Origin of the sequence: Streptomyces sp. NPDC085866 (assembly GCF_044541035.1) — a bacterium.
GTDB lineage: Bacteria > Actinomycetota > Actinomycetes > Streptomycetales > Streptomycetaceae > Streptomyces.
In genome coordinates, this window is the sequence record NZ_JBITSQ010000012.1 from 76,757 (window position 1) to 100,683 (window position 23,927).

Annotated in this window: 25 protein-coding genes and 1 tRNA gene; 17 read left to right on the top strand and 9 right to left on the bottom strand. The window is 71.7% G+C overall.

All coding sequences use genetic code 11. The features are described 5' to 3' along the window. The first annotated feature begins 194 nt into the window (after positions 1 to 194). The 3 genes from ACIF83_RS29310 (at position 195) to ACIF83_RS29320 (ending at position 4,970) form a co-directional block, all read left to right on the top strand. Positions 195 to 2,333 (top strand): transglycosylase domain-containing protein, encoded by a 2,139-nt coding sequence (locus tag ACIF83_RS29310; RefSeq protein WP_393466979.1) that lies wholly within the window; start codon positions 195 to 197, stop codon positions 2,331 to 2,333. A 54-nt stretch (positions 2,334 to 2,387) separates the two neighbouring features. After that, complete coding sequence (locus ACIF83_RS29315; RefSeq protein WP_393465633.1) at positions 2,388 to 3,683, top strand: hypothetical protein; 1,296 nt, start codon at positions 2,388 to 2,390, stop codon at positions 3,681 to 3,683. A gap of 159 nt (positions 3,684 to 3,842) precedes the next feature. Beyond that, on the top strand, positions 3,843 to 4,970 hold the full coding sequence (locus ACIF83_RS29320; RefSeq protein WP_399731323.1) for an amidase domain-containing protein: 1,128 nt from the start codon (positions 3,843 to 3,845) through the stop codon (positions 4,968 to 4,970). On the opposite strand, the gene ACIF83_RS29325 is transcribed toward ACIF83_RS29320, so the two are convergent. Further along, complete coding sequence (locus ACIF83_RS29325; RefSeq protein WP_393465639.1) at positions 4,958 to 5,497, bottom strand: DUF4383 domain-containing protein; 540 nt, start codon at positions 5,495 to 5,497, stop codon at positions 4,958 to 4,960. The two genes, ACIF83_RS29320 and ACIF83_RS29325, sit on opposite strands and share 13 nt — an antisense overlap. Positions 5,498 to 5,577: 80 nt before the next feature. Continuing rightward, on the bottom strand, positions 5,578 to 6,957 hold the full coding sequence (locus tag ACIF83_RS29330) for a hypothetical protein (protein WP_393465641.1): 1,380 nt from the start codon (positions 6,955 to 6,957) through the stop codon (positions 5,578 to 5,580). Positions 6,958 to 7,139: 182 nt separating this feature from the next. Between ACIF83_RS29330 and ACIF83_RS29335 the strand changes: the two genes are divergently transcribed. Beyond that, positions 7,140 to 7,214, top strand: a tRNA-Val gene (locus ACIF83_RS29335). A 75-nt stretch (positions 7,215 to 7,289) separates the two neighbouring features. Here ACIF83_RS29335 and ACIF83_RS29340 read toward each other — a convergent pair. Together ACIF83_RS29340 and ACIF83_RS29345 are read right to left on the bottom strand one after the other, a co-directional pair. Next, on the bottom strand, positions 7,290 to 7,634 hold the full coding sequence (locus tag ACIF83_RS29340; protein ID WP_399731327.1) for a hypothetical protein: 345 nt from the start codon (positions 7,632 to 7,634) through the stop codon (positions 7,290 to 7,292). A gap of 84 nt (positions 7,635 to 7,718) precedes the next feature. Next, entirely contained in the window at positions 7,719 to 8,615 is an 897-nt protein-coding gene (locus tag ACIF83_RS29345) for a ketopantoate reductase family protein (RefSeq protein ID WP_399731330.1), read from the bottom strand. A 93-nt stretch (positions 8,616 to 8,708) separates the two neighbouring features. Between ACIF83_RS29345 and ACIF83_RS29350 the strand changes: the two genes are divergently transcribed. From ACIF83_RS29350 to ACIF83_RS29375, 6 genes are all read left to right on the top strand, one after another. Next, positions 8,709 to 8,942 carry a DUF2277 domain-containing protein gene (locus ACIF83_RS29350; RefSeq protein WP_393465650.1) on the top strand — a complete coding sequence of 78 codons (234 nt, stop codon included), beginning with the start codon at positions 8,709 to 8,711 and terminating at the stop codon, positions 8,940 to 8,942. A 117-nt stretch (positions 8,943 to 9,059) separates the two neighbouring features. Continuing rightward, positions 9,060 to 10,001 (top strand): MerR family transcriptional regulator, encoded by a 942-nt coding sequence (locus tag ACIF83_RS29355; RefSeq protein ID WP_399731334.1) that lies wholly within the window; start codon positions 9,060 to 9,062, stop codon positions 9,999 to 10,001. Between the two features lie 29 nt (positions 10,002 to 10,030). Beyond that, complete coding sequence (locus ACIF83_RS29360) at positions 10,031 to 10,612, top strand: GNAT family N-acetyltransferase (protein WP_398137328.1); 582 nt, start codon at positions 10,031 to 10,033, stop codon at positions 10,610 to 10,612. Positions 10,613 to 10,757: 145 nt separating this feature from the next. Then, on the top strand, positions 10,758 to 12,680 hold the full coding sequence (locus tag ACIF83_RS29365; protein ID WP_393465657.1) for an FAD/NAD(P)-binding protein: 1,923 nt from the start codon (positions 10,758 to 10,760) through the stop codon (positions 12,678 to 12,680). Between the two features lie 97 nt (positions 12,681 to 12,777). Next, the gene (locus tag ACIF83_RS29370) at positions 12,778 to 13,233 is read left to right on the top strand and encodes a DoxX family protein (protein WP_398137326.1); all 456 of its coding nucleotides are present in this window, start codon (positions 12,778 to 12,780) and stop codon (positions 13,231 to 13,233) included. 198 nt (positions 13,234 to 13,431) lie between these two features. Further along, positions 13,432 to 14,031 carry a DedA family protein gene (locus ACIF83_RS29375; RefSeq protein WP_393465663.1) on the top strand — a complete coding sequence of 200 codons (600 nt, stop codon included), beginning with the start codon at positions 13,432 to 13,434 and terminating at the stop codon, positions 14,029 to 14,031. A gap of 77 nt (positions 14,032 to 14,108) precedes the next feature. On the opposite strand, the gene ACIF83_RS29380 is transcribed toward ACIF83_RS29375, so the two are convergent. Continuing rightward, positions 14,109 to 14,753: an HNH endonuclease family protein gene (locus tag ACIF83_RS29380; protein WP_393465666.1), complete on the bottom strand. Its 645-nt coding sequence runs from the start codon at positions 14,751 to 14,753 to the stop codon at positions 14,109 to 14,111. A 377-nt stretch (positions 14,754 to 15,130) separates the two neighbouring features. Between ACIF83_RS29380 and ACIF83_RS29385 the strand changes: the two genes are divergently transcribed. Then, positions 15,131 to 15,718 carry a TMEM165/GDT1 family protein gene (locus ACIF83_RS29385; RefSeq protein ID WP_393466981.1) on the top strand — a complete coding sequence of 196 codons (588 nt, stop codon included), beginning with the start codon at positions 15,131 to 15,133 and terminating at the stop codon, positions 15,716 to 15,718. Positions 15,719 to 15,863: 145 nt separating this feature from the next. After that, complete coding sequence (locus ACIF83_RS29390; protein ID WP_393465669.1) at positions 15,864 to 16,529, top strand: HAD-IA family hydrolase; 666 nt, start codon at positions 15,864 to 15,866, stop codon at positions 16,527 to 16,529. A 92-nt stretch (positions 16,530 to 16,621) separates the two neighbouring features. On the opposite strand, the gene ACIF83_RS29395 is transcribed toward ACIF83_RS29390, so the two are convergent. Further along, positions 16,622 to 17,560 carry a peptidoglycan-binding protein gene (locus ACIF83_RS29395; protein ID WP_399731338.1) on the bottom strand — a complete coding sequence of 313 codons (939 nt, stop codon included), beginning with the start codon at positions 17,558 to 17,560 and terminating at the stop codon, positions 16,622 to 16,624. Between the two features lie 161 nt (positions 17,561 to 17,721). Here ACIF83_RS29395 and ACIF83_RS29400 point away from each other — a divergent pair, with 161 nt between their 5' ends. Beyond that, positions 17,722 to 19,761, top strand: coding sequence for a DHA2 family efflux MFS transporter permease subunit (locus tag ACIF83_RS29400; RefSeq protein ID WP_398137324.1), 2,040 nt, complete (start codon positions 17,722 to 17,724; stop codon positions 19,759 to 19,761). Here ACIF83_RS29400 and ACIF83_RS29405 read toward each other — a convergent pair. Then, complete coding sequence (locus tag ACIF83_RS29405; RefSeq protein ID WP_393465676.1) at positions 19,754 to 20,263, bottom strand: GNAT family N-acetyltransferase; 510 nt, start codon at positions 20,261 to 20,263, stop codon at positions 19,754 to 19,756. The two genes, ACIF83_RS29400 and ACIF83_RS29405, sit on opposite strands and share 8 nt — an antisense overlap. Positions 20,264 to 20,436: 173 nt before the next feature. Between ACIF83_RS29405 and ACIF83_RS29410 the strand changes: the two genes are divergently transcribed. From ACIF83_RS29410 to ACIF83_RS29420, 3 genes are all read left to right on the top strand, one after another. Continuing rightward, positions 20,437 to 21,156 carry a helix-turn-helix transcriptional regulator gene (locus tag ACIF83_RS29410; protein ID WP_393465679.1) on the top strand — a complete coding sequence of 240 codons (720 nt, stop codon included), beginning with the start codon at positions 20,437 to 20,439 and terminating at the stop codon, positions 21,154 to 21,156. Between the two features lie 88 nt (positions 21,157 to 21,244). Then, positions 21,245 to 21,664, top strand: coding sequence for a nuclear transport factor 2 family protein (locus ACIF83_RS29415; RefSeq protein ID WP_393465681.1), 420 nt, complete (start codon positions 21,245 to 21,247; stop codon positions 21,662 to 21,664). A gap of 68 nt (positions 21,665 to 21,732) precedes the next feature. Continuing rightward, complete coding sequence (locus ACIF83_RS29420) at positions 21,733 to 22,257, top strand: hypothetical protein (RefSeq protein WP_393465684.1); 525 nt, start codon at positions 21,733 to 21,735, stop codon at positions 22,255 to 22,257. 4 nt (positions 22,258 to 22,261) lie between these two features. Here the strand turns inward: ACIF83_RS29420 and ACIF83_RS29425 are convergent, their stop codons facing one another. After that, positions 22,262 to 22,696, bottom strand: coding sequence for a DUF1992 domain-containing protein (locus ACIF83_RS29425; RefSeq protein WP_393465686.1), 435 nt, complete (start codon positions 22,694 to 22,696; stop codon positions 22,262 to 22,264). 122 nt (positions 22,697 to 22,818) lie between these two features. Here ACIF83_RS29425 and ACIF83_RS29430 point away from each other — a divergent pair, with 122 nt between their 5' ends. After that, the gene (locus ACIF83_RS29430) at positions 22,819 to 23,211 is read left to right on the top strand and encodes a hypothetical protein (protein WP_393465689.1); all 393 of its coding nucleotides are present in this window, start codon (positions 22,819 to 22,821) and stop codon (positions 23,209 to 23,211) included. 28 nt (positions 23,212 to 23,239) lie between these two features. Here ACIF83_RS29430 and ACIF83_RS29435 read toward each other — a convergent pair whose 3' ends face one another. Then, positions 23,240 to 23,911 (bottom strand): O-methyltransferase, encoded by a 672-nt coding sequence (locus ACIF83_RS29435; protein WP_393465690.1) that lies wholly within the window; start codon positions 23,909 to 23,911, stop codon positions 23,240 to 23,242. Positions 23,912 to 23,927 lie beyond the last annotated feature (16 nt).

Consider the following 23,927-nt stretch of genomic DNA (forward strand, 5'->3'; position numbering starts at 1 on the left):
GAAAAGGGGGGTTCACCGAGCCGCGAAGAACATTGCGGCGGTGTCCACCTTGCTGAGTCTGAACCGCGCGCGCAAGGACCAGTGCGAGGGGAGACGCAGCCTTGGCCAAGTCATGGCAGCGGCCGGAGGGCAGCGGGGACGACAAGAGTCCCCGGCCCGAGGAGCGGCGGCAGCCGCAGGAGGCGGATGCCACTCTGCATCTGAAGGTCGACGCCCTCCGTGCGGACGTCACCATGCAGCTGCGTGTGCCTCCGCCGCCGGAGCCTCCCGCCGCCGGGGGCCGCGCGGAGCGCCGGCGCAGCGCCCGCCTTCCGGCGCGCGCCCGCCTCACCGTCGCCGCCACGTCCGCCCTCGCCCGGCTGCGTGCCGTCGCGGGCCCCCGGCTCGCGCCGCTCGCCCCGTACGTCCGTCGCCTCCGGCCGCTGTACCCGCGCCCCGGCCGTATCGGCTGGCGCCGCTGGATACCCTCCTGGCGCCAGTGGCTCGGCGCCGTGCTGTCCGGCTTCGCCGCGATCAGCCTGTTCCTGTTCATCGCCTACGAGATGACGGACATACCGAAGAACCTCAACACCTTCGCCACCCAGCAGGACAACGTCTACTTCTGGTCCGACGGGACGCCGATGGCCCGCACCGGCTGGGTGCGGCGCCAGGACATGCCCCTCAAGGACATACCCGAGCAGGTCCGCTGGTCGGTGCTCGCCGCGGAGAACGCGAGCTTCTACACGGATCCCGGTATTTCCGTCAAAGGCATCACCCGCGCCATATGGCGCACCGTCGGACAGGGGGACACCGAGGGTGGTTCCACCATCACCCAGCAGTACGTCAAGAACGTCTACCTGAATCAGAACCAGACCGTCAGCCGCAAGTTCACGGAAGCGATGATCTCGCTCAAGCTCGACAACAAGATGAGCAAGGACGAGATCCTGGAGGGCTACCTCAACACCAGCTGGTTCGGCCGCGGCACCTACGGCATCCAGCGCGCCTCCCAGGCCTACTACGGCAAGGACGTCAGCCGGCTCAACGCCAGCGAGGCGGCCGTGCTCGCCTCCATGCTGAAGGGCGCCGCGCTCTACGACCCCACCCTCAGCGCGGCCAACCACAAGCGGGCCGTCGAGCGCTGGTCCTGGATCCTGGACCGGATGGTCGACATCGGCAAGCTGTCGCCGGCCGAGCGGGCCAAGTACAAGACCTTCCCCGAGCCGCTCAAGTCGGGCCGTGTCTACGACACCGGCACGCAGAGCGACTATCTGGTGGAGCTGGCCCAGCAGTACGCCAAGAAGGCCGCCCACATCTCCGACCGGGACTTCGACCTCGGCGGCTACCAGATCTACACGACCTTCGACCGCAAGCGGGAGACCGCGCTGACGGACGCCGTCACCAAGGCCCGTGAGCAGGGGAGGAAGGGGCACCCCGAGCAGGCGAAGACCGCCCACTACGGCGCCGCCTCGGTCGCCGCCGACGGCCGGATCCTCGCCGTCTACGGCGGTCCCGACCACCGCAAGCAGGGCTACAACGAGTCCAACGCGACCACCGTCAAGGCCGGCTCGGCGTTCCTGCCCTTCGTCTACGCCGCCGGTCTGGAGCACGGGGTCCACAAGACCCGCGGCGGACCCGCGACGCCCGTCACGCCCGAGACCGTCTACGACGGCGACGACGGCGTCCCCGTCACCACGCCCGAGGGTCCCTACTGGGACCGCAGCGGCAAGAAGGTCGCCGCCCACAACGACGGCGAGAAGTCCTACGGGCAGATCACCCTGGACAAGGCTCTCGCCCAGTCGGTGAACACGCCCTTCATGCAGCTCGGCATGGACACGGGTCTGGACAAGGTGAGCGAGACCGCCGTGGCGGCGGGCCTGCTCTCCTCCAGCATGGGTCCGCAGGTGCCCGCCCTGTCGATGGGCAACTCCACACCCAGCGCCATCCGGATGGCGAGCGGATACGCCACCTTCGCCGCCTCGGGCACGCACACCGAGCCGTACTCGGTGCGCCGCATCACCCGCAACGGCACCCAGGTGTCTCTGGCCACCCCGCGCCCGCAACGGGCGGTGGGCGCGGACGTCGCCGAGAAGGTCGAGCGAGCGCTGGCGGAGTCGTACCGCCTCGCCCACCCGACGAGCACGGCCCAGGTGTCGGGCAAGGCCGGCACCACCGACGACGACAGCGCCGCCTGGTACGTCGGCACCTCCGCGTCCGTGTCCACCTCCGTCGTCGTCTACCGCATCGACCTGACCAAGTCCCTGGAACCCCTGTCGCTCGACGGGTTCGCCGGAACCACCACCGACGACGTCGACGTCCCGTACGGCATCTGGGCGCACGCCACGGGCCTCGGCTGACCCCCGAGACCCCGCGCCGACCCCCCTCCTCCTCGCACCAGAATGAGCCGCCGCATGAACAAGAAGTCGCCGACCGGCCGTCGCCGTCGGGCCAAAGCCCACCCCCGTCCCACCGGCCTCGGGATGCGGACTCTGGCCGCCCTCCTCGCCGTCGCGTCGGCGATCGCGGGCTACCTGGTGCTCAACCACCGGGACAACACGGCGCCCACCGCCTCCAGCAAGGACACCCGGGGAACCGCCGCGCCGAAGCCCGGCAAGACGCCCGTGTGGGACGGCAAGACGAAGATCCTCGGCGACGGCTCCACCTCCTACACCGGCCCGCAGAAGGGGCAATTGGTACCCAAGCCGCTCAAGCCCGGTGAGAAGCCGCCCCAGTTCGTCGTCTTCTCCTGGGACGGCGCTCTGGAGGGCAGTGACCACCTCTTCTCGCACTACCGGGAGCTGGCCAAGGAGTACGACGCCCATATGACCTTCTTCCTCACGGGCATCTACCTGCTGCCCAAGAGCAAGAAGACCCTCTACCACGGTCCGCAGCACGACCCGGGCGACGCCGCGATCGACTACGCCACCGACGACCACATACGCACCACCCTGGAGCAGCTCCGCGAGGCTTACGACCAGGGCAACGAGATCGGCACCCACTTCAACGGCCACTTCTGCGAGAAGAAGGGCGGCGGCGACTGGAGCGTCGAGGAGTGGAAGAGCGAGATCGACCAGTTCTACGACATCGTGGAGCACTGGAAGACCAACACCGGCTTCAAGGACGTCGCGGCGCTGCCCTTCGACTTCAAGAAGGAGGTCGCCGGCGGCCGCGCGCCCTGCCTGGAGGGCCAGAAGAACCTGCTGAAGGCCATCAAGGCCTACGGCTACGGCTGGCGCTACGACGCCAGTTCCACCGGCGACTTCCAGATATGGCCCGCCAAGAAGAACGGCGTCTGGAACTTCCCGCTGCAGCTGCTCCCCTACGAGGGCGGCGACTACCAGGGCCTGTCGATGGACTTCAACTTCCTCGCCAACCAGTCCGACGGCGAGACCGACGGCAACCCGGCCGACTACCCGCAGTGGGAGAAGGAGACCGTCGACACCTACATGGCCGGCTTCAACCGCGTGTACTACGGCAGCCGGGCACCGCTGTTCATCGGCAATCACTTCGAGAGCTGGAACGGCGGCATCTACATGAAGGCCATCGACCAGGTCGTCAAGAACGTGTGCACGAAGAAGGGCGTCAAGTGCGTGTCCTTCAAGGAACTGTCCGACTGGCTCGACGTGCAGAAGCCGGCGACCCTGGAGCAGCTGCGCGCCCTTGACCCTGCGCAGTCGCCGCGTGACTGGTCCACCGTGGTCAAGTGACCTTCGTGCGCCGCAAGTTCCACTTGTGCAACCCCCTTCACAACTGGCGCACACGTCATGCGAAGATGCCCTCGCCCGGTCGGTGTGCCGGTGTAGAGGGGAACATCATTGAAATCGAGAAAACTGAGCCGTAAGGGGCGTCGCGCCGGCATAGTCTCGGTGGCGGCCGCCTCGGTCGTCGCCGGTGTGGCCCTGGTGCCCAACTGGAGCGCGGGTGCGGCGGTCGTGGACGACCCGACGGTGGACGCCGCGACCAAGGCGACTTTCCAGCGGCTGGCCGACGCGGTCTTCACGGACCGCACGGATGCCCTGGTGGACCGGAGCGACCAGCACCGGTCCAAGCCGTTGGCCTCCACTTTCTCCGGAGACGTCAAGCTGTCCTCCGGGCAGTCGCGCCAGGAGAACTCCGCGCTGACCGAACTGCGCGGCCGCCAGTCCCGCCTCGCGAAGCTGGGCGAGAAGTACAGCAAGGCCAGCACCCGCGTCACGCTGGACGCGACGCGCGTGACCGGTCGCACGGCCAAGGCCGACGTCACCGAGACCACGACGCTGACCTACGCGAAGGTCAAGGGCCCCGAGCCGAAGACCACCGGCTTCCAGGCCCACCACGAACTGACCTTCAAGGCCGACCAGCAGGGCAGCTGGCAGCTGACCGGTGTCCGCGACACGGACGGCGGCTACCTCGCGGTGAACCAGATCGCGAAGCCGTCCTCCGTGAAGGCGAGCCCGGCCGACGACGGTCCGCCCGAGGCGCCCCGTGCGGCCACCACGTGGCCCGCGCCGGCCAACCAGAAGAACGTCACCACCGGCGCCTACGACTACAAGGCGATGGTGGCGTACGCGACCAAGTACTGGCGGAACTACAACCCGGACTACCCGGACTACAACGGGCAGGGCGCGGGCGGCGACTGCACCAACTTCGTCAGCCAGTCCCTGAAGGCCGGCGGCTGGAAGCACGTGCCCGGCTACACGAACGACTTCCACAAGTGGTTCGGCAACGCCGACATCCAGTCGGACTCGTTCGTCGGCGTCAACGAGTTCTCCTGGTTCGCCCTGTCCTCCAAGCGCGTCACCAGCCTGGCCAACGTCTACCAGCTGGACATCGGTGACGTGCTGCAGATGGACTTCAACAGGGACGGGTCCAAGGACCACTCCATGATCGTCACGTACCGCAGCCCGCAGGGCGTGCCGTACGTGACGTACCACTCCAACAACACCTACAACCGGTCGGTGGCGAGCCTCGTCGCGTCGTACCCCAGCGCGGCTTTCTACGCCTACCGCACCTGATCCCCGGGTGCACCGGCCCGCTGCTCCGCTTCGGGGTGGCGGGCCCGCCAGTACGGGTTGTCGTGCGGCAGGGTCGAACCGACCCTGCCGTACATCCCGAACACCATGAGCAGCACGCCGACCACGAAGCTGAACAGCACGTTCTGGATCTTGAAGGCCAGGAAGTTGTAGTCGCCGTCGAGCAGGGCCAGGTTCAGGAAGCCGCTCAGGATGAACAGGATGCCGAGCGTCATGTTCAGCGTCGACGCGAAGTTCCCGCCGATCACCATCCCGACGCAGAGCAGCAGCCCGACACAGACGGACAGGACGCTGAGCGTGCCGTTGGTGTTCAGGCCCAGGGCGGTGTTCCCGCCGGTGTCGAAGAAGCCGATGTTGTCGGTGAGGCCGAGAATGCCGAAGGCGAGCAGGAACAGGCCCATCAGGCCCGCGCCGATCCGGTAGACCTTGTTCAGGCGATGGTCGACGGGGAGATGGTCGTCGAACCGAATCCGGTTACGTGCTTCCGTGTGCATGGTGTGTGAGGCCATCTTCGCCTCCCTGTGCGTGCTGGCGGCGGCCCTACGTACCTCCACCCAATATCCGCCCGGCGCGGCTCGGCGGCAACGGCTCAGTGCCCGGGGCCCCCGCGCTCCTCCCGGATCTGTGCCACCACGCGGGCCGTGGTCTGCCGCACGGCGTCGGTCTCGGTCAGGAAGTGCCAGTAGTCGGGGTGCCGGCCCTCCAGCGTGCCGATCGCCCGCTCCAGCCGCGCCACCGCGTCGTCCAGTGGCCGCGCATGCCGCGGATCCGGGGTCGTACGGCCGGTCATGGCCAGCCGCTGGGCGTCCCGGATCGCGAACCGGGTCCGCTGTATCTCCTGCTCCGGATCCTTCTGCACGGCGTTCAGCCGGGTCAGCCGGTCACCGGCGGCCGACACGGCCTCGTCCGTGGTGTTCAGCAGCGCCCGTACCGTCGACAGCAGCGAGGTGGCGTCCGGCCAGCGCTGGGCGTCCCGGGCGGCCTGGGCCTCGCGCAGCTTCAGCTCGGCCTGCCGCACGTTCTCCGTGGCCTGCGTGGGCACCTGCTGCAGGTCCTGCCAGCACGCGGCCGCGAACCGCCGCCGCAGCTCGCTCAGCACCGGGTCCACCTGGCCCGCCCGGGTGGTCAGCGCCTGGGCCCGCGTGCGCAGGCTCACCAGCCGGTGGTCGATCTCGGCCGCCTTCTCCGGCAGCCGCTCCGCCTCGGCCCGGATCGCCGCGGCCTCCCGCTGCACCCGCTCGGCCCGCTCCAGCGTCGGGGCCACCCCGTGCTGACCGGCTCCCTGGTTCAGCCTGGTCAGCTCGGGCGCGAGCACGGCGAGCCGCGCGGCGAGGTCGTCGGCCCTGAGGCCCTTCTCCCGTACGGCGTCCAGCGCGTTGCTCGCGCCCAGCAGCGCCTGCCGGGCCCGCTCCACGGCCGGGGCGAGCCGGGCCAGCTGGGTCTCGGCCTTGCCGAGCAGCGGCCCGAGCGAGCTGCCGAAGCGGTCCAGCTCCTGCTTGACCCGAACCAGTTCGTCCTTGGCCGCGGTCAGCTCGCCGCGCGCCCGGGCGGCCGCCGCGGCCTCCAGGTCGTCCCGGTCCAGGTCATGGGCGTCCACGGCCTGGATGTAGCGCTGACTGACCTCGTCGATCCGGCCGCCCAGCGCCGCGAAGTCGGCCACCGCGCGCCGGGCGGCGGGGGAGTCGTCGACGGCCGAGATGGTCTCGATGGAGATCCGGAGGTCCCGCTGGGCCGTGTCCAGCTCGTAGAACGCGGCCGCGGCGGCGTCCTTCGCGGCCTGCGCCTCGGCCCGCTGGCTCTCCGCGCGGCCGCCGAACCAGCGCCGGGTGCCACCGCCGGCGAACGCGGCGGGCAGCGCGAGCGCGACGAGCACCGGCAGGCTCATCAGGGTGAGGGTGTCGCGCAGAGCCGAGGGAGCGCCCGAAGGAGGGTACGACCTCGTCGCCGGCGTGCCCGGTGTCGCCGTCACATCCCTCTCCCGTGCCGTTGTTCGCCCTGGGTGGTGTCATTCTCCCACCCGTTCAGGACGAACACACGGGCCGGTCAGTTCGCCGTGTGCACCGTCACTTTCCGTCCGGCCGGGAGCCGTCCCCGCCCCGGACGGGGTTTGCGGCACTGCCCCCCTGGCCATGTAGGCTGTCGACCTGTCCCGGGTGCGTAGCTCAGGGGTAGAGCGCCTGCCTTACAAGCAGGATGTCGGCGGTTCGAAACCGTCCGCGCCCACCAGAAGAAGCGAGAAGCCCCCCGACCGGTCCCGGTCGGGGGGCTTTCGTGTCACTCCTTGTCCTCGGCGTCCTCGGCTCACTCCTTGTCCTCGGCCGCCCCCTCGTGGGCGTGCTTCAGCTTCGTGCGGGCCTCGACCCGCTCCGCCGCCGTGACCTCGGACCAGAAGCGGTGGCCGCTGACGAACACCGCCAGCTCGTGCTCGCGCTGCCGCAGCTTCTCCACCTCGGCCTGCTCGTCCGCCGTCCAACCGGGGGAGGCGGGCCGCTCCACCTTCCGCCAGCCGTTGTCGTCGCTGAAGCCGTCCATCGGCTCGACCGACCAGGGCAGCCGCTTGAGCAGGGCCGACAGCTCGGCCCGGACCTGATGCAGCTCCTCCTGACCGGCGAGGAGGTCACTGGGGAATTCATAGGTCGTAGCCACGCGGCAATGCTACGCCTGTTCGATTTTGGGTGGCGAGTTCGGCTGTGAGGTTCACGCGAACGAGTAAGTGCCCGCGCTCCCGGCTCAGTGGCCGGCGGCGCGCAGTTCCCGCACCAGGCGGGCCGCCACCGGCACCGGCACGCCGTGCCGGTCCGCCGCGCGCAGCAACGCCCCGCCGATGGCGTCGAGTTCGAGCGGGCGGTCCGCCTCGGCGTCGCGCTGCATGGAGGACTTGGCGGCGGGCGGGAAGGTGTCGTACCGGGCCAGGGCCCGGGCCGGGTCCGTGGGGGCCCCGCAGGCCCGGCTGACCGCGGTGGTCTCGGCGACCAGGGCCTCCAGCTCCTCGCGGTGGCGGGTGCGGATCTCGCCGAGAGGGAGGTCGTAGCGGGTGGTGAGCAGGGCGAAGGGCGCCAGGAAGGACATCTTCGACCAGAGGGCCGTCGTCTCGTCCTCGAGCACGCGGGTGGTCACGCCCGCGCTGGAGAGGGTGGCGGCCAGGGCTTCCAGGCGGGGGCGGGGGGCGGTGTCGCCCGTCAGGTCCATGTCCACGAAGTCGCTGCCGTGTTCGATCAGGCCGGGGGTCAGGCGGGTCGACTCCACTCGGATCACCGCCGGGGCCACGCGGTCGGGACGGTAGCGGGTGCGCAGGGCCGCGGGGTGTTCGACGCCGTTCAGGAGCGGTACGACGAGGGCGTCGCCGAGGACGGCGGGCGGGACGCGGGTCAGGGCGGTGTCCAGGGTGGTGTGCTTGACGGCGATCACGCAGGCGTCCACCGGTTCGCGCAGCTCGGTGTCCGCCTCCACGGGCGCGGTGAAGTCCCCGAACTGGCGGCTGCGGACCTGGATTCCGGTGCCGCGCAGGGTGTCGGCGGTGGCCTGCCGGGCCAGGCAGACGACGCGGTGGCCGGCGCGGGACAGGAGGGCGGCGAGGAGGCCGCCGGTGCCGCCGGGGCCCAGGATCGCCACGGTGTGCTTCGTCATGAGGATGTTCCTCTCGTCGGTCGGCCCCGGGAATCGGTGGCCGCCTTCGGTGGGATCTTCGCAGGGGCGCGCGCCGTGCGTGAGACTGGGGGCATGTGCCGGAGTATCAAGACGCTGCGTCCGCCCGTACTGCCCGGTGAGGCCACCGAGGACGACATCCACGCCGCCGCGCTGCAGTACGTGCGGAAGGTCTCGGGGTTCCGGGCGCCCGCCGCCCACAACCGCGAGGTGTTCGAACAGGCCGTGCAGGCCGTGGCGGAGGCCACGGCGGAACTGCTGGGCGGGCTGGAGGTGCGGGGACAGTCCGTGCGCGGGGCGGCGGGGTAGGGGCCCGCGTTCGCAGGTGCCCGCGGCGGCGGCCGGCCGCCGCCCGGGCCGGTCGCGCTGCCCGTGCCGTCGTCGGGCACTTGAGTCTCCCGCAGGGGGAGACGCGAAGGTGGGGTCATGGACGGCGGCACCCTGTACTCGATCGGTGAGCTGGCCCGGCGTACCGGGCTGACGGTCAAGACGATCCGGCTCTACTCCGATCGCGGCCTGGTGCCGCCGGACGACCGCACGCCCGCCGGTTACCGCCGCTACGGCCCGGACGCCGTCGCCCGACTCGCCCTCGTACGGACCCTGCGCGAGCTGGGGCTCGGCCTCGACACGATCCGCCGTGTCCTCGACCGGGACCTCCCGCTCGGCCGGGTCGCCGCGGAGCACGCCGCTGCCCTGGACGTGCAGATCGGCATCCTGCGGCTGCGGCGGGCGGTGCTGGTCGCGGCGGCCGGGCGCGAGGCCACCCTCGAGGAGATGGAACGCATGCACCAGCTCGCCACCCTGTCCGAAGCCGAACGCCGGCGCCTGATCGACGACTTCCTCGGCGCCGTCTTCGGCGGCGGGGCGGATCGTACGGGCCCTTCCGCGGCCGCCCTGCGGTCGCTGACTCCCGAACTGCCCGACCGGCCCACGGAGGAACAGGTCACGGCGTGGGTGGAGTTGGCGGAGCTGTCCCTGGACCCGGACTTCCGGGCCCGGTTGCGGGGGCTGGTCGAGGAGCAGGCAGGCGCACGGTCCGACGGCGCCGCCGTGCCGCCACGGCCGGACGTCGTCGCCGTCACCCGTGATGTCGTGGCGACAGCCGTGTCCTCGGGGGTCGATCCGGGGTCGCCGCAGGCCGGGCCCGTCGTCACACGCCTCACCGCGGCCTGCGCGGGCGCCGTCGGCCGGCCCGACGACGCCGAGCTGCGCGCCTGGCTGGTGCGTCACCTGGCCACGGTGAACGACCCCCGCTGGGACCGGTACACCCGACTCCTCTCCCTGGTCAACGGCTGGCCCGCCCCGGATCCGCTGACTCCCGTGATCGAATGGGCAGTTGAGGCGCTGAGCACGGGAACGGCCCGGTGACAGGGCCGTCGAGCGATCGGGAGGACCGTATGCCCACGGCACGTCTGGAAGTGGCCGCCACTCCCTCGGGCCCCGCTCTCCTGCTGAGGCCGTGGTGCCCGGGAGACGCGGCCGCGCTGGTCGAGGCGTACCGCGACGACGCCCTGCGCCGCTGGACCAGCGGGGTGGTGGAGGACGAGGCGGGCGCGGCCCGGTGGATCGAGGATCAGGCGCGTGGGTGGCAGGAGCGGCGCCGGTTCGCCTTCGCCGTCGTGGAGTCCGGCCCCGAGCCGGAGCGGGTGCTGGGGCACGCGGTCCTGAAGTTCACCGAGGCCCCGGGCGCCCCCCTTGCCGAGGTCGGGTACTGGACGGCGGCCCCCGCACGCGGCCGGGGAGTGGCACCGCGCGCGCTGCACGCCTTGACCGACTGGGCCTTCGCGGCCTTCGGCGGTGACGGGCTGACCCGCCTCGAACTGCTCCACCAGGCGGACAACGCGGCCTCGTGCCGGGTCGCGCAGAAGTGCGGGTACGAGTTGGCCCGGCTGCTGCCGGCGGCGCCGCCCGCCTTCCCGCTCGACGGGCATGTGCATGCTCGGGAGTACGGCCAGGAGCGGGCGGCCGTCGCGCCCTGAGTGTGCATCCATGACCGGAATGACGGACAACTCGGGCCGGTGAAACGTGTCTTGGGGCGGGTGGGGCCAGGGGTCCACCCGCCCGCCGAATCCCGGACAGGCATGATGAGGCGGACCGTCCGCTTCCTGTGGGCGGTCTGCTGCCATGCGCCCCACACGCCCGGGAGTCACGCCGTTGTCTGCACCGATCCAGGAATCCCCCACGGTCTCCGTCGCCCTGGTCGGGGCCGGACCCCGCGGAACCAGCGTCCTGGAGCGCCTCTGCGCCTCCGCACCGGAACTCCTTCCGGCGGGCGTCCGGCTGACGGTCCACGTGATCGACCCGGCGCCGCCCGGCCCGGGCCGGGTCTGGCGGACCGCGCAGTCGGCCGAGTTGCTGATGAACACGGTGGCGAGCCAGGTGACGCTGTTCACCGACGCCAGCGTCGACTGCTCGGGCCCGATCCGCCCGGGCCCCAGCCTGCACGAGTGGGCGGAGGGCGAGCTGGGCCCGGACGACTACCCCACCCGCGCCCACTACGGCCGCTATCTGGAGTGGGTGTTCGCGCGGACCGTCCGGGCGGCCCCACGGGCGGTGCGCGTCGAGATCCACCGGGCTCGTGCCGTACGGCTGGACGACGGCCCCGGCGGCGGTCAGACGCTCACTCTCGACGACGGCCGGGTGCTGTCCGGGCTGACCGCGGTGGTCCTGGCCCAGGGGCACCTGCCGACGGCGGCGGACGCGGAACAGGACCGGGCGGCCGGACACGCCGAGCGGCACGGCCTGCGCCACATACCCCCCGCCAATCCGGCCGACGTCGACCTCTCCCCGCTCGCGCCCGGCGAACCGGTGCTGCTGCGCGGCCTGGGCCTCAACTTCTTCGACCACATGGCCCTGTTGACCACCGGCCGGGGCGGCCGCTTCGTCCGCGCTGCCGGCGGCGTCCTGCACTACCGGCCCTCCGGACGGGAGCCGCGCATCTACGCGGGCTCGCGGCGCGGGGTGCCGTACCAGGCGCGCGGCGACAACGCGAAGGGCCCGTACGGCCGTCATCTCCCACTGGTGCTCACCCCCGAGGTGATAACCGGCTTCCGCAAACGCGCCGACTCCGGTGAGGCGCCCGACTTCCGCACGGAGATATGGCCGTTGGTCGCGAAGGAGGTGGAAACGGTCTACTACGGCACGCTGACCGGCCGGCCCGACTTCGCCGACCGCTTCCTCGCCGTGCCGCACGGCGACCCCCGGGAGGCGGTGCTGCTGGAGGAGTTCGGGGTCGGCGCCGAGGACCGTTGGAGCTGGGAGCTGGTCTCCCGGCCGTACGGGGAGCGGGAGTTCACCGACGCCGGGCAGTGGCGGGCGTGGCTGCTGGCGTATCTGCGCGAGGACGCGGCGCAGGCCGCCCTGGGCAACGTGCGCGGACCGCTCAAGGCGGCGCTGGACGTACTGCGCGACCTGCGCAACGAGATACGCCTGGTGGTGGACCACGGCGGCCTGACCGGCGACTCCCGGCGTGCGCACCTGGACCGCTGGTACACCCCGCTCAACGCCTTCCTGTCCATCGGCCCGCCCCGGCGCCGGATCGAGGAACTGGCGGCCCTGGTCGAGGCGGGCGTGGTCGAGGTGCTGGGGCCACGTCTGGAGGTGCGGGCCGAGCAGGGGGCCTGGGCGGCGCACTCGCCGGACGTGCCGGGGCCGGCGGTGCGTGTGACGACCCTCATAGAGGCGCGTCTTCCGGAACCCGATCTGCGGCGGACGGCCGACGAGTTGCTCGCGAGGCTGCTGGCGAGCGGCGCCTGCCGGCCGCACACTGTGGACGGTTACGAAACCGGAGGGCTGGATGTGACACCGCGCCCCTATTGTCTGATTGACCGTCAAAATCGGATACACGCAAGGCGGTTCGCCTTCGGTGTGCCGACCGAGGGCGTGCACTGGGTGACCGCCGCGGGCGCCCGTCCAGGGGTGGATTCGGTCACGCTTTCGGATGCCGACGCGGTGGCGCGAGCCGTCCTACGTGCGGTCGCGGCCGATGCGGAACCGCAAGCGGAAGCGGAACCATGGCCAAATGTTGAACTTGCAAGCATGAATTAGGTCCGCCTAACCTGGGTCCCTCGTTCGGTACCGCCGCCCCCACGACCGGCCTGTCCCCGGCCGGCCGGCCACACCGACACCGAAGAGGAGCACCCCCATGTCCGCGCGTCTCAACTCCGCTCAGCCGTACGTCATCGGCGTCTTCCGCATCGTCATCGGCCTGCTGTTCGCCGTGCACGGTGCCGCCTCGCTCTTCGGCGTCCTCGGCGGCGCCGTCGGCACCGAAGGCGGCACGATCCCGTCCGGCACCTGGCCCGGCTGGTACGCGGCCGTGATCCAGCTGGTCGCCGGCGGTCTGGTCCTGCTCGGCCTCGGCACCCGCGGTGCCGCGCTGATCGCCTCCGGCTCGATGGCGTACGCGTACTTCGACGTCCACCAGCAGGCCGCCCTGTGGCCCATCCAGAACGGCGGCGAGCTGTCGGCCCTGTTCTGCTGGACCTTCTTCCTGCTGGTCTTCACCGGCTCCGGTGCCTTCGGCCTGGACCGGCTGTTCGCCCGGCGTGCGGGTGAGCCGCAGCAGTCGGCCGCGGAGCGGGCCCCGATGGCGGCCTGACCGCCCCCGTCCGGTGACGGCGTCCTTCTCCCGCTGTGCGGGGAGGGGCGCCGTCGCGCAGGAGAGGGAGGGGCGCGCTCGCGCGTGAGTGCGTGCGCGAACACGCTGGGTCGATCACATGTGCCCCCCCGCGAACCTCCTGTCACACCCCCGGCGTACGCTGTATGGCTGTCATGGGGGAGCAACGGGGGAGTCGTCGTGTGGGAGAGCGTGGGGTCACTGGCCTCCGGTCCATGGATCTACGCCATGGTGGCCCTGTCGGTACTGCTCGACGTCTTCGTGCCCGTGCTGCCGAGCGGAGTGCTCGTCATCACGGCGGCCACGGCGGCGGCGGCGGGCTCGGGCGCGGCGACGGGTGACGTGCCGGACATCTTCGCCCTGATCCTCTCCGCCGCGACCGCCTCGGTCCTCGGTGATCTGGTGGCCTACCGGCTGGCCTGGCGGGGCGGTGAGCGCCTGGACCGCGCGATCGCCCGGTCCCGCCGCCTGACCGCCGCGCAGGAACGTCTCGGCGAGGCCCTGTCCCGCGGTGGCGGCGCCCTGGTCGTCCTGGCCCGCTTCGCCCCCGCCGGCCGCTCGGTCGTCTCGTTCTGTGCGGGCGCCGCCCACCGCCGTGCTCGCGACTTCGTCCCCTGGTCCGCCCTGGCGGGCCTGTCCTGGGCCGCCTACAGCGTCGCCCTCGGCTACTACGGCGCCCGCTGGCTGGGCGCCACCTGGCTGGCCACGGGTGTGTCGGTGGCGGCGCTCTTCGGCGCCGGGGCCGCGGCCGGCTTCCTGATGCGGCGGCGGCCGGCGTAGCCGTCCGGACAGCAGGCCGCCCTCCGCGACGGCCCGCCCGCGGGCGGAGGTCGAGGAGGGCGGAGGAGCGGCAGCGATCAGCAGCTCGCCAGGTAGTTCGTGAGCGCGGTCTTCTCCGCGGAGTCGACCGAGAGGTCGTAGTAGTACTTCACCTGCACCCAGGCGCGGACGTACGTGCAGACGTACGCGGAGCGGGACGGCACCCAGGTGGCCGGGTCCTGGTCGCCCTTGGCCTGGTTCACGTTGTCGGTGACGGCGAGGAGCTGCGGGCGGGTCAGGTCGTTGGCGAAGGCCTGGCGCTGGGCGGTCGTCCACTGACTGGCGCCGGAGTCCCAGGCCTCGGCGAGCGGGACGAGGTGGTCGATGTCCAGGTCGGAGGCGGCGGTCCAGGTGGCGCCGTCGTACGGGGAGTACCAGCTGCCGCTGGTGGCCGCGCAGGAGGAGTCGGTGACGACGTTCGAGCCGTCCCGCTTGAGGACCGTCTCGCGGGTGTTGCAGGAGCCGCTGATGGTGATCCAGAGCGGGAAGAGGGAGCGGCTGTAGCCGGTGCGGTTCTCGGTGGCCACGGTCAGCTGGGAGAGGTAGCTGCGGGCGGTGGCGGCGCTGACCGGTGTGGGGAGGGCGGCGGAGGCGCTCGGAGAGTTGAACAGGGCGACGGAAGCTATGAGTCCGGTAAGGGCGGAGAGTATGCTCAGGCGTCGACGCGCGTAGAACTTCGGCATGCGAACTCCCTAGTGGGGTGGGGGTGTTGGAGCGCGAGCGAGGGAATGCTCGCGGTGCCGTGTTGCCAGAGGGTGAGCGCTCGGTAAGAACTTAGTGACGTGCGCATGACACGACAAGCTTTACTGTGGAACTTTCGCGTCGCGTACTATGGGATGCGCAGAAGGGGAGTAGCTCTTCGCCGGACCGTCGACATACTGCTCAGCCAGCCTGAGCCGGCGCCCGGAGGCGGATCCTTCCAGGACCGTCCAGCGAGACCTTCGGCAAGCAGTGCACGCCCGTGCCCTACGGCATGGGCGCCGAGTGTGCTGCCATGCCGAGGTGTCTCATGTGAGGTTCAGCACTCTCGGCGGGGCAGCTCCCGACCGATTGAGGAATGTTGATCAGCATCACCGTGACGGCGCTCGTGTTCGGCGTCATCTTCCTTGCCGAACTGCCCGACAAGACCGCCCTCGCCGGCCTCGTCCTCGGCACCCGCTACCGCGCCTCGTACGTCTTCGCGGGCGTCGCCGCCGCCTTCCTGCTGCATGTCGTGCTCGCCGTCGCGGCGGGCAGCGTGCTGACCCTGCTGCCCCAGCAGATCGTGCACGCGATCACCGGTGTCCTCTTCCTCGGTGGCGCCGCGGTGCTGCTGATGCAGAAGGGCGGGGTCGATGACGACGAGGCGATCCGCAGGCCGGCCGACCAGTCCTTCTGGAAGGTCGCGGGCACGGGTTTCATGCTCATCCTCGTCGCCGAGTTCGGTGACCTCACCCAGATCATGACCGCCAACCTCGCCGCCCGTTATGACGACCCCATCTCCGTCGGCCTCGGCGCGGTCCTGGGTCTGTGGGCGGTGGCCGGTCTCGGCATCGTCGGCGGAAAAGCCCTGATGAAGCGGGTGCCGCTGCGGCTGATCACGCAGATCGCGGCCCTGCTGATGGCGGGGCTCGGCGTGTGGAGCCTGTACGAGGGCGTGGCGGGCTGAGTTGAACGGCTGGTGAACCCTCGCCCGAGGCGGTGGCGGACCCCGGCCATGTTTTGTACCGTAGAGGAACAAAGTGGCTCCCGCCCGTTCTCCCTGACCGGCGGGCGGGGCCGCCTTGTTTCGTTCTCCCCTTTTGGAGCTGCCGATGCCGGCCACTGCCCTCACCGTCCTCACCGCCCGCGCCCTCCTGCTCGACATGGACGGCACCCTCGTCAACTCGGACGCCGTGGTCGAGCGCATCTGGCGGCGCTGGGCCGAGCGGCACGGGCTGGACGGCGACGAGGTGATGAAGGTCGTCCACGGGCGACAGGGCCACGCCTCGATGGCGGTGCTGCTGCCCGACCGTCCGGTGGAGCAGAACCTCGCCGACAACGCCCGCATGCTCGCGGAGGAGACCGCCGACGTGGAGGGTGTGGTCGAGGTCCCCGGTGCGGCCGCCTTCCTCGCCTCGCTGCGCGGTCTGCCGCACGCGCTCGTCACCTCCGCCGACGTCGCCCTGTCCACCGCGCGCATGGCCGCCGCGGGGCTGCCGCTGCCCGAGGTGCGGATCACGGCCGAGTCGGTCGGCGCGAGCAAGCCCGACCCCGAGGGCTTCCTGAAGGGGGCCGCCGAGCTGGGGATCGAGCCGGGGGAGTGCGTGGTCTTCGAGGACTCCGGTGCGGGTATCGCCGCTGGGCGGGCCGCTGGGATGCGGGTCGTCGGCGTAGGGCCGCGGGCCGGTGCCCATGGGCCCGATGTCGTCGTACGGGACCTCACTCAGGTGCGGGTCGAGGCCGTGGGGGACGGGTCTGTTCGACTGCATGTGGGGTAAGCGGGGTTTCGCCCGCTTCTCGACCCACCGAGTCGGGTGGTGGATGGGGATAGGCCGGGGGTCCAGGGAGCGGAGCCCCCTGGGGCTGTGGGTCAGGGCTCGGTCGTCTCCGACTCCAGGCTCTCCCGGGTGGCCGGCCCGTACACGCCGAGGGGGTCGTCCGTGATGCCCTGGGCCCACTGGTACGTGCGTACCGCGTCCTCCACGGTGCGGGTGAAGATGCCGTTCGCCTGGTCGTCGTAGAGGTTCAACTGCTGCAGGCGGAGCTGGAGTTCCGTGACCTCCGGACCTTTGTCGCCACGCTGCAGCACCGGCGCGGAGGCGGTGGGCGCCGCGTTCGGGGTGCCCATGGTCGTCGCCGAGGGGGTGGGGGAGGCGGTGGGGGACGGGCTCTGGGAGCGGGTGGGGGTCGGAGAAGCGGACGTGACGGTCGGCGTCGGGCTCGGGTCGCTCGGCGACGGGGAGACCGGCGGTGAGGAAGGGTGGGGCGAGGCAGGCGGTGCCGGGGCCGACGAGGTGCCCGGTGTCGTCGTCCCGGGGACGCTCGGGCGTACCTCCTGGGCCGCCCGGTCCCGGGCCGGCGGGTGGTACGAGAACAGCCCGCTCGCCATACCGGCCGCCGCCACGACCGCCATCGCCGCACCCGCGACGGACAGCAGGACCGTACGGCGGGAACGACGCCGGGGTTCCTCTTCCGCCGGGCCCGCCTCGGGCTCGTACGGTGGCTCCTGCTCGAAGAGGCTCAGGTCGGCGGTGCTCGCGCCGGGCATCGGGCGCAGGGGAAGAGTGGCCTCGACGGCCGGCACCGGGCGCGTCTCGGCCGCCGCACCCTCGTCGGAGGCACCCGCGCCCGCGACCTCCACATACGGGCGGATGCGCAGCGGGTTGAAGTCCTCCGCCGCTGCCGCCTGCGCCGTACGCGCCTCGCGCAGGGCGTCCGACGCCCGCTGGGTGCAGTCGCAGGACGGGGTGTTGTCCGCCCCCCTCGGCGCCCCGCATTCCGGGCAGGTGTGGCCCGTCGGTTCCGTCACGCGTAAGTCCCCTCCCCTCGGGAACTCCCGAGTTTATGCAGACGTCCTCCACATCCACCGAACCGGGACACGCGGCAAATCGGCCACAGAGGGGTCTCAACAGGCCATAAACGGCCACACCGCCGAGGATGGTAGGTGCCCCTGAGCCCCGGGAGGTCTCCATGACCCTGGAAACGCACGGCACGGCCAAGGAGATGAAGGCCGCCGAGCAGGTCCCCGGCAACGTCCTCGTCCCGATCGGTGCGCTCCTGCTCGGACTGCTGCTCGCCGCGCTCGACCAGACCATCGTGTCGACCGCGCTGCCCACCATCGTCAGCGACCTGGGCGGGCTGGAACATCTGTCGTGGGTCGTCACCGCGTATCTGCTCGCCTCGACCGCCGCCACCCCGCTGTGGGGCAAGCTCGGTGACCAGTACGGGCGCAAGAAGCTGTTCCAGACCGCGATCGTGATCTTCCTCATCGGGTCCGCGCTGTGCGGCATGGCGCAGAACATGCCGCAGTTGATCGGCTTCCGGGCGCTGCAGGGGCTGGGCGGCGGCGGGCTGATGGTGCTGTCGATGGCGATCGTGGGCGACATCGTGCCGCCGCGTGAACGCGGCCGCTACCAGGGGCTGTTCGGTGCCGTGTTCGGTGCGACCAGCGTGCTCGGGCCGCTGCTCGGCGGACTGCTCACCGAGCACCTGAGCTGGCGCTGGGTGTTCTACGTCAACCTGCCCGTCGGCGTCGTCGCCCTCGCCGTGATCGCCACCGCCCTGCGCATCCCGCGCCGGGCCGCGCACCACGTCATCGACTACCTCGGCACCTTCCTGATCGCCGCGGTCGCCACCTGCCTGGTGCTGGTCGCCTCCCTCGGCGGTACGACGTGGGCGTGGGGCTCGCCGCAGATCATCGGGCTCGCCGTGCTGGGTGTCGTCCTCACCGTCGCGTTCGTCACCGTCGAGCGGCGGGCCGCCGAACCGGTCCTGCCGCTGGGACTGTTCCGCATCCGGACCTTCACCCTCGCCGCCGTCATCAGCTTCATCGTCGGCTTCGCCATGTTCGGCGCGATGACCTATCTGCCGACCTTCCTGCAGGTCGTGCACGGTATCTCGCCGACCATGTCCGGCGTGCACATGCTGCCGATGGTGATCGGCCTGCTGCTGTCCTCGACCGCCTCCGGGCAGATCGTCAGCCGCACCGGCCGCTGGAAGGTCTTCCCGGTCACGGGCACCGCCGTCACCGCCATCGGCCTGCTCCTGCTGCACCGGCTGGACGCGCACAGCTCGACCGCCGTGATGAGCGTCTACTTCTTCGTGTTCGGCCTGGGCCTCGGCCTGGTCATGCAGGTCCTCATCCTCATCGTGCAGAACGCGGTCTCGTACGAGGACCTGGGCGTCGCCACCTCCGGCGCCACGTTCTTCCGCTCGATCGGGGCCTCCTTCGGCGTCGCCATCTTCGGCACCGTCTTCGCGAGCCGCCTCGGCGGCAATCTCGCCGACGCCTTCCGGGGCGTGCCTCTGCCGCCCGGCGTCTCGGCCGACGCGCTCCAGTCCGACCCGCGCGGCATCGCCGCCCTGCCGGCCTCGCTGCGCCCGGCGGCCCTGAACGCCTTCTCGTCCTCCATCACCGACGTCTTCCTGTACGCCGCCCCGGTCGCCTTCCTCGGCTTCGTGCTGGCGTGGTTCCTGAAGGAGGACCGGCTGCGCGGCTCGGTCACCGCGCCGGACGTCTCCGAGACCATCGCGCCCAACCCGGTCGAGCGCTCCTCCTACGACGAGGTGTGCCGCGCGCTGTCCGTGCTGGGCACCCGCGAGGGGCGCCGCGAGATCTACCGGAAGATCACCGAGCGGGCGGGGTACGACCTGCTGCCCGCCGCCAGCTGGATGCTGCTGCGCATCCGCAGGTACGGCTCGGTGGAGCCGGGGCGGCTCGCCGAGCGCACCGACGTCCCGATGCAGGTCGTCCTCGCCGCCGAACGCCAGATCGAGGAGCGGCACCTGGTCGACCGCCGAGGCCTGGACCTGACGCTCACCGAGTCCGGCCGTGAGGTCGCCGAACACCTCGCCAAGGCCCGCGAGGAGTCCCTGGCCGAGCTGCTCGGCGACTGGTGGCAGCCGGGCCGCTCCACCGACCTGGTCCAGCTGGTGAGGGAACTCACCGGCGAACTGTGCGGTTTGGAGCGCGAGCGACCCCGCGACGAGGCGTCGACCGGGCTCAGTTGACGATCTCGGGGGCCGACAGGTCCTTGCGGAACCAGTGTTCGGCGTACTGGTCGTCGTTGTGGGGCCCGGTCTCCGCGTAGCCGAGACGGGCGTACAGGGTGCGGGCCTCCACCAGGTCGCTGCGGGTGTCGAGGATCAGCTTCCGGGCGCCCAGGGCGCGGGCGGCCTCCTCGGCGGCGCCGACCAGGAGCGCGGCCCCGCCCCGGCCGCGCATCCCCTCGTACACGAACACCCGGGTGAGCTCGGCCGTGTCCGCGTCCAGCAGCCGTACGCCCGCCGAGCCGGCCGGCGCACCGTCGTACCGGGCGATCAGCAACCGCCCGGCGGGCGGAGCGAGTTCGGCGCCGGTCCGGGCCGCGATCTCGCGCTCCAGCTCGTCCGGGTCGGTGCGGTGCCCCTCGTGCAGGAGGTACCAGCGGTCGCTGACCTCCGTGTAGTACGCCCGCCACAGTGCGGCGGCGGCCGGGCAGTCGTACGGTTCAGGGGCGATGGTCCAGGTCATGCGGGCCATTCTCAGGCGCCGTCGCGGACCCTCCGCAAGCGAATATGCGTGACCTCCGGCGAGCCCGGCACCTGCGTCCTGGGCCACTCGATGTGCTTCTCGCCGAGATCGCCCGGGTCGCCGTGCCGCGGAATCGACACACCGGTCGCGGGAATTTCCGGAGACTGTCCGTCGTGAACCGAACCGACCGTCTCTACGCCCTGGTCGAGGAGCTGCGCGCCGCCGCACCCCATCCGCGCAGTGCCCGCGCGCTGGCCCGGCGCTTCGAGGTCAGCGTCCGCACCGTCGAGCGCGACCTGCTGGCACTGCAGCAGTCCGGGGTGCCGATCCACGCCGAGCCGGGCCGCACCGGCGGGTACGTGCTCGACCGGGAGCGCACCCTGCCCCCGCTGACCATCACCCCGGCCGAGGCGACCGCCCTCGCCGTCGGGCTGCACGCCCTCGCCGGGACGCCGTTCGCGGCGGACGCGCGCAGCGCGCTGCACAAGGTGCTGGCCGTGATGCCCGGCCGGGAGCGGCGGGCGACGGCGGAGCTGGCCGGGCGGGTGCGGCTGCTCGTACCGGCCGCACGCCCGGCCCGGAGCGCCGAGCCGGTGGTGCCCGCCGTACTCCGGGAGGCGCTGTCGGCGGGGAAGGTGCTGCGCCTGGAGTACGCCGACGCGACGGGCGCCGCCACCGCCCGCGACGTCGAACCGCTCGCCTTCCTCGGCGGCGAGGAGCACTGGTACCTGGCCGCCTGGTGCCGGCTGCGGGATGCCCCACGCGGCTTCCGCCTCGACCGCATCCGTACGGTCACGGCGCTCGACGAGCGGGCTCCGGAGCGCGCCGTCGACCTGGCCGCGCTCGACACCCTCGGCTCGGACCTCGTCCCCCTCGGCGAGCTGGGAATGTGACGGCAATCACCGACAGGGGGGTGTCGCGGGCGAGGCGGAGGCTGGTGCCCGTTCGGATCAGTGACTACCCACACCGGAGGCACCGGAAATGACGACCACGGCATCCCCGAACCCGACGACCTGCACCCTCACCCCCACCACCGGCAGCACCCTCTTCGAGCGCTGGACCGCCCTGTGGAACGGCGACTTCAGCGACCCGGAGGCCTTCCTCGCGCCCGACTTCCGCATCCGCTTCGGCAACGACCCCGAGAACGCGGCCACCGACGAGATCCACGGCCCGGCCGGCATCGTCGCCTTCATCTCCGACTTCCGCACGGAAAGGCCGGGGCTGAGGTACGCCGTCGAGGGGACCCCACTGGTGGACGGTGCTCTGGGGCAGGTTGCCTCCCGCTGGTACGTGACCGGGCCGGGCGGGGTCCACAAGAGCGGCATCGACCTGTTCGAGGTGGTGGACGGGCGCATCGCGACCGTGTGGTCGGTGACCGGACTGCGCCGCTTCGCGCCCTGACGGCCGTTTGCGGCCCGGCTGCCGGGGTCACCCGGGAGGGGGAGAACCGGCCGAAGGAGAGGTGGGCCATGGCCAAGGACCGGGAGGCCGGGCCCGTGCGGCCCGCACCCGCCGTGGAAGGCCTGGCGGAGGATGCGCGTGGGGAGCAGGCCCTGGGTACCGTCGCGCCGCATCGGCGGGCCGACGCGATGGACGACGAGATGCCCGAGGACGGGCTCGGCGTGCCCTCCCCGGGTGGGATCACCGCACGCGAGGCGGCGACGACGGAGGGCCGGGCGGCGGACGCCTGGCCGGCGCCGCCCGGCCCGGGGGACATCGGGCTGCGCGTCCCGCTGCTGCCGCACGGGGAGCGGGAGCAGTGGGAGACACGGCTGCTGCAGACGGCGGCCGGGTTCGTGGACGCGCCGCGCGCCGCGGTCGAGGAGGCCGACCGGGAGCTGGAGGAGATCGCCACACGGTTCACCGAGGCCGTGACGCGGCGCCGCCGGACCCTGCGCATGTCCTGGCAGGAGGGAGTGGAGAGCGACACCGAGCAGCTGCGCCTGGCCCTGCGGGACTACGAGGAGCTGGCCGGACGCCTGCTGCACTTCTGACCCGCTACCCCTGCGCCCGAGGAACGTCCCCCGTGGCGGCAGCCCTCCGCTGCCGCCATTCCCGTACGACCTCCTCGACGTCGTACGGCTTCTTGCCCAGCGGCGGGCCGGGCGGCGGCTTGAACATCATGTCGCGGATCTTCACGTTGACGTCGGTGATGATCTTCCGGACGATCCGCTCCGAGGGCGCCGCGTAGGCCGCCGCGAGCGCGTCCTCGGCCTCCTTGCGCAACGCCAGCGCCGGCGGCAGCACCGCCAGCCCCTCGCGGGCCATCTTCCGCTTGACCCACCACAGTTCGTCGTACGTGGAGTCGAGGTCGGCGGGCAGCGGCCGACCCGCGCCCGGCAGATGATCGAACTCACCCCGCTGCTGGGCGTCGTGGATCTGGTGATCGACCCAGGACTCGAACGGGACACCCGGTGGCTTTCGCTCGGTCATGAACCCATTGTGCCGGACGCGGCCCGGCCGGGCGTTTTATCATGCGGCGGCGGTGCACACAGACACCGCACAAGGACGTTTCCGACGTCTCAGCTTATTCGGGTCCTCCAGGGGGAACGCACGTGCTCGAACTGACCATGGCCACCGTCTCCGGGGCCGACGCGGGCGCCACGGCCGGTATGACGATGGCCGACGCGCCCAGCGAGGCGGGCGCCGTGCTCCGGGTGGGCCGGGACGCGTCCGTGTGCCGGCTGGTCACGCCCGAGGACTGGCTGTTCGTCTCCCGGGTCCACCTGGAGTTCCTGTGCGGCCCCGACGGCGGCTGGCAACTGTCCTGGCTGCGCGGCTCGCAGGCGGAGCCGTCCGCCGAAGTCCGGCTGATCGTCGGGGAGTACGCGCAGACCGTCGCCTACGGCGGGGTCGTGGCGCTGCCGCGCGGCGGCTCCGGCGAGGTCATCGTGCAGGACCGCACCGCGCCGCGCAGCATCAACGTGGGCTTCTACCACGAGGCATGAGCCCCGGCCCGCAAGGGCCTGCGGGCCGTCAGCCCAACACCCGGGCCAGCGCGAAGCCGTCGTACCCCTTGCTGCCCACCGTCTGGACCGCGGTGCCGGTCAGCCGGGGGTGGGCGGCGATCAGTTCGATGGCGGCCCGGGTGCCGAGGATGTCCGGCTCGGTGCTGTCGGCGTCGGCGATCCGGCCGCCGCGCACCACGTTGTCCACGACGATGAGGCTGCCCGTGCGGGAGAGCCGCAGCGCCCACTCCACGTAGTGCCGGTTGTTGGCCTTGTCGGCGTCGATGAAGACCAGGTCGAAGGGGGCCGGGTTCTCGTCGGCGAGCTTGGGCAGCGACTCCAGGGCCGGGCCCACCCGCACCTCCACGATCCGGTCCAGGCCCGCACGGGCGATGTTGCGGGTCGCCACCTCGGCGTGCTTCGCGCTGTACTCCAGCGAGATCAGTCTGCCGTCCTCCGGCAGGGCGCGGGCCAGCCAGATCGTGCTGTAACCGGCGAGCGTGCCGATCTCCAGGATGTTCCGGGCACCCTGGATCTCGGCGAGCAGTTGGAGGAACTTGCCCTGAGGGGCCGTGACACTGATGTGCGGCAACCCCGCGGCCTCGCTGTCGCGCAGGGCCGCCTGGAGCACATCGTCCTCCGGTGAGAGATGGCTGCTGAAGTAGAAGTCGACGTCGTCCCAGAGCTGCGACCCGCTCATCGCCTGCTGCCTTTCC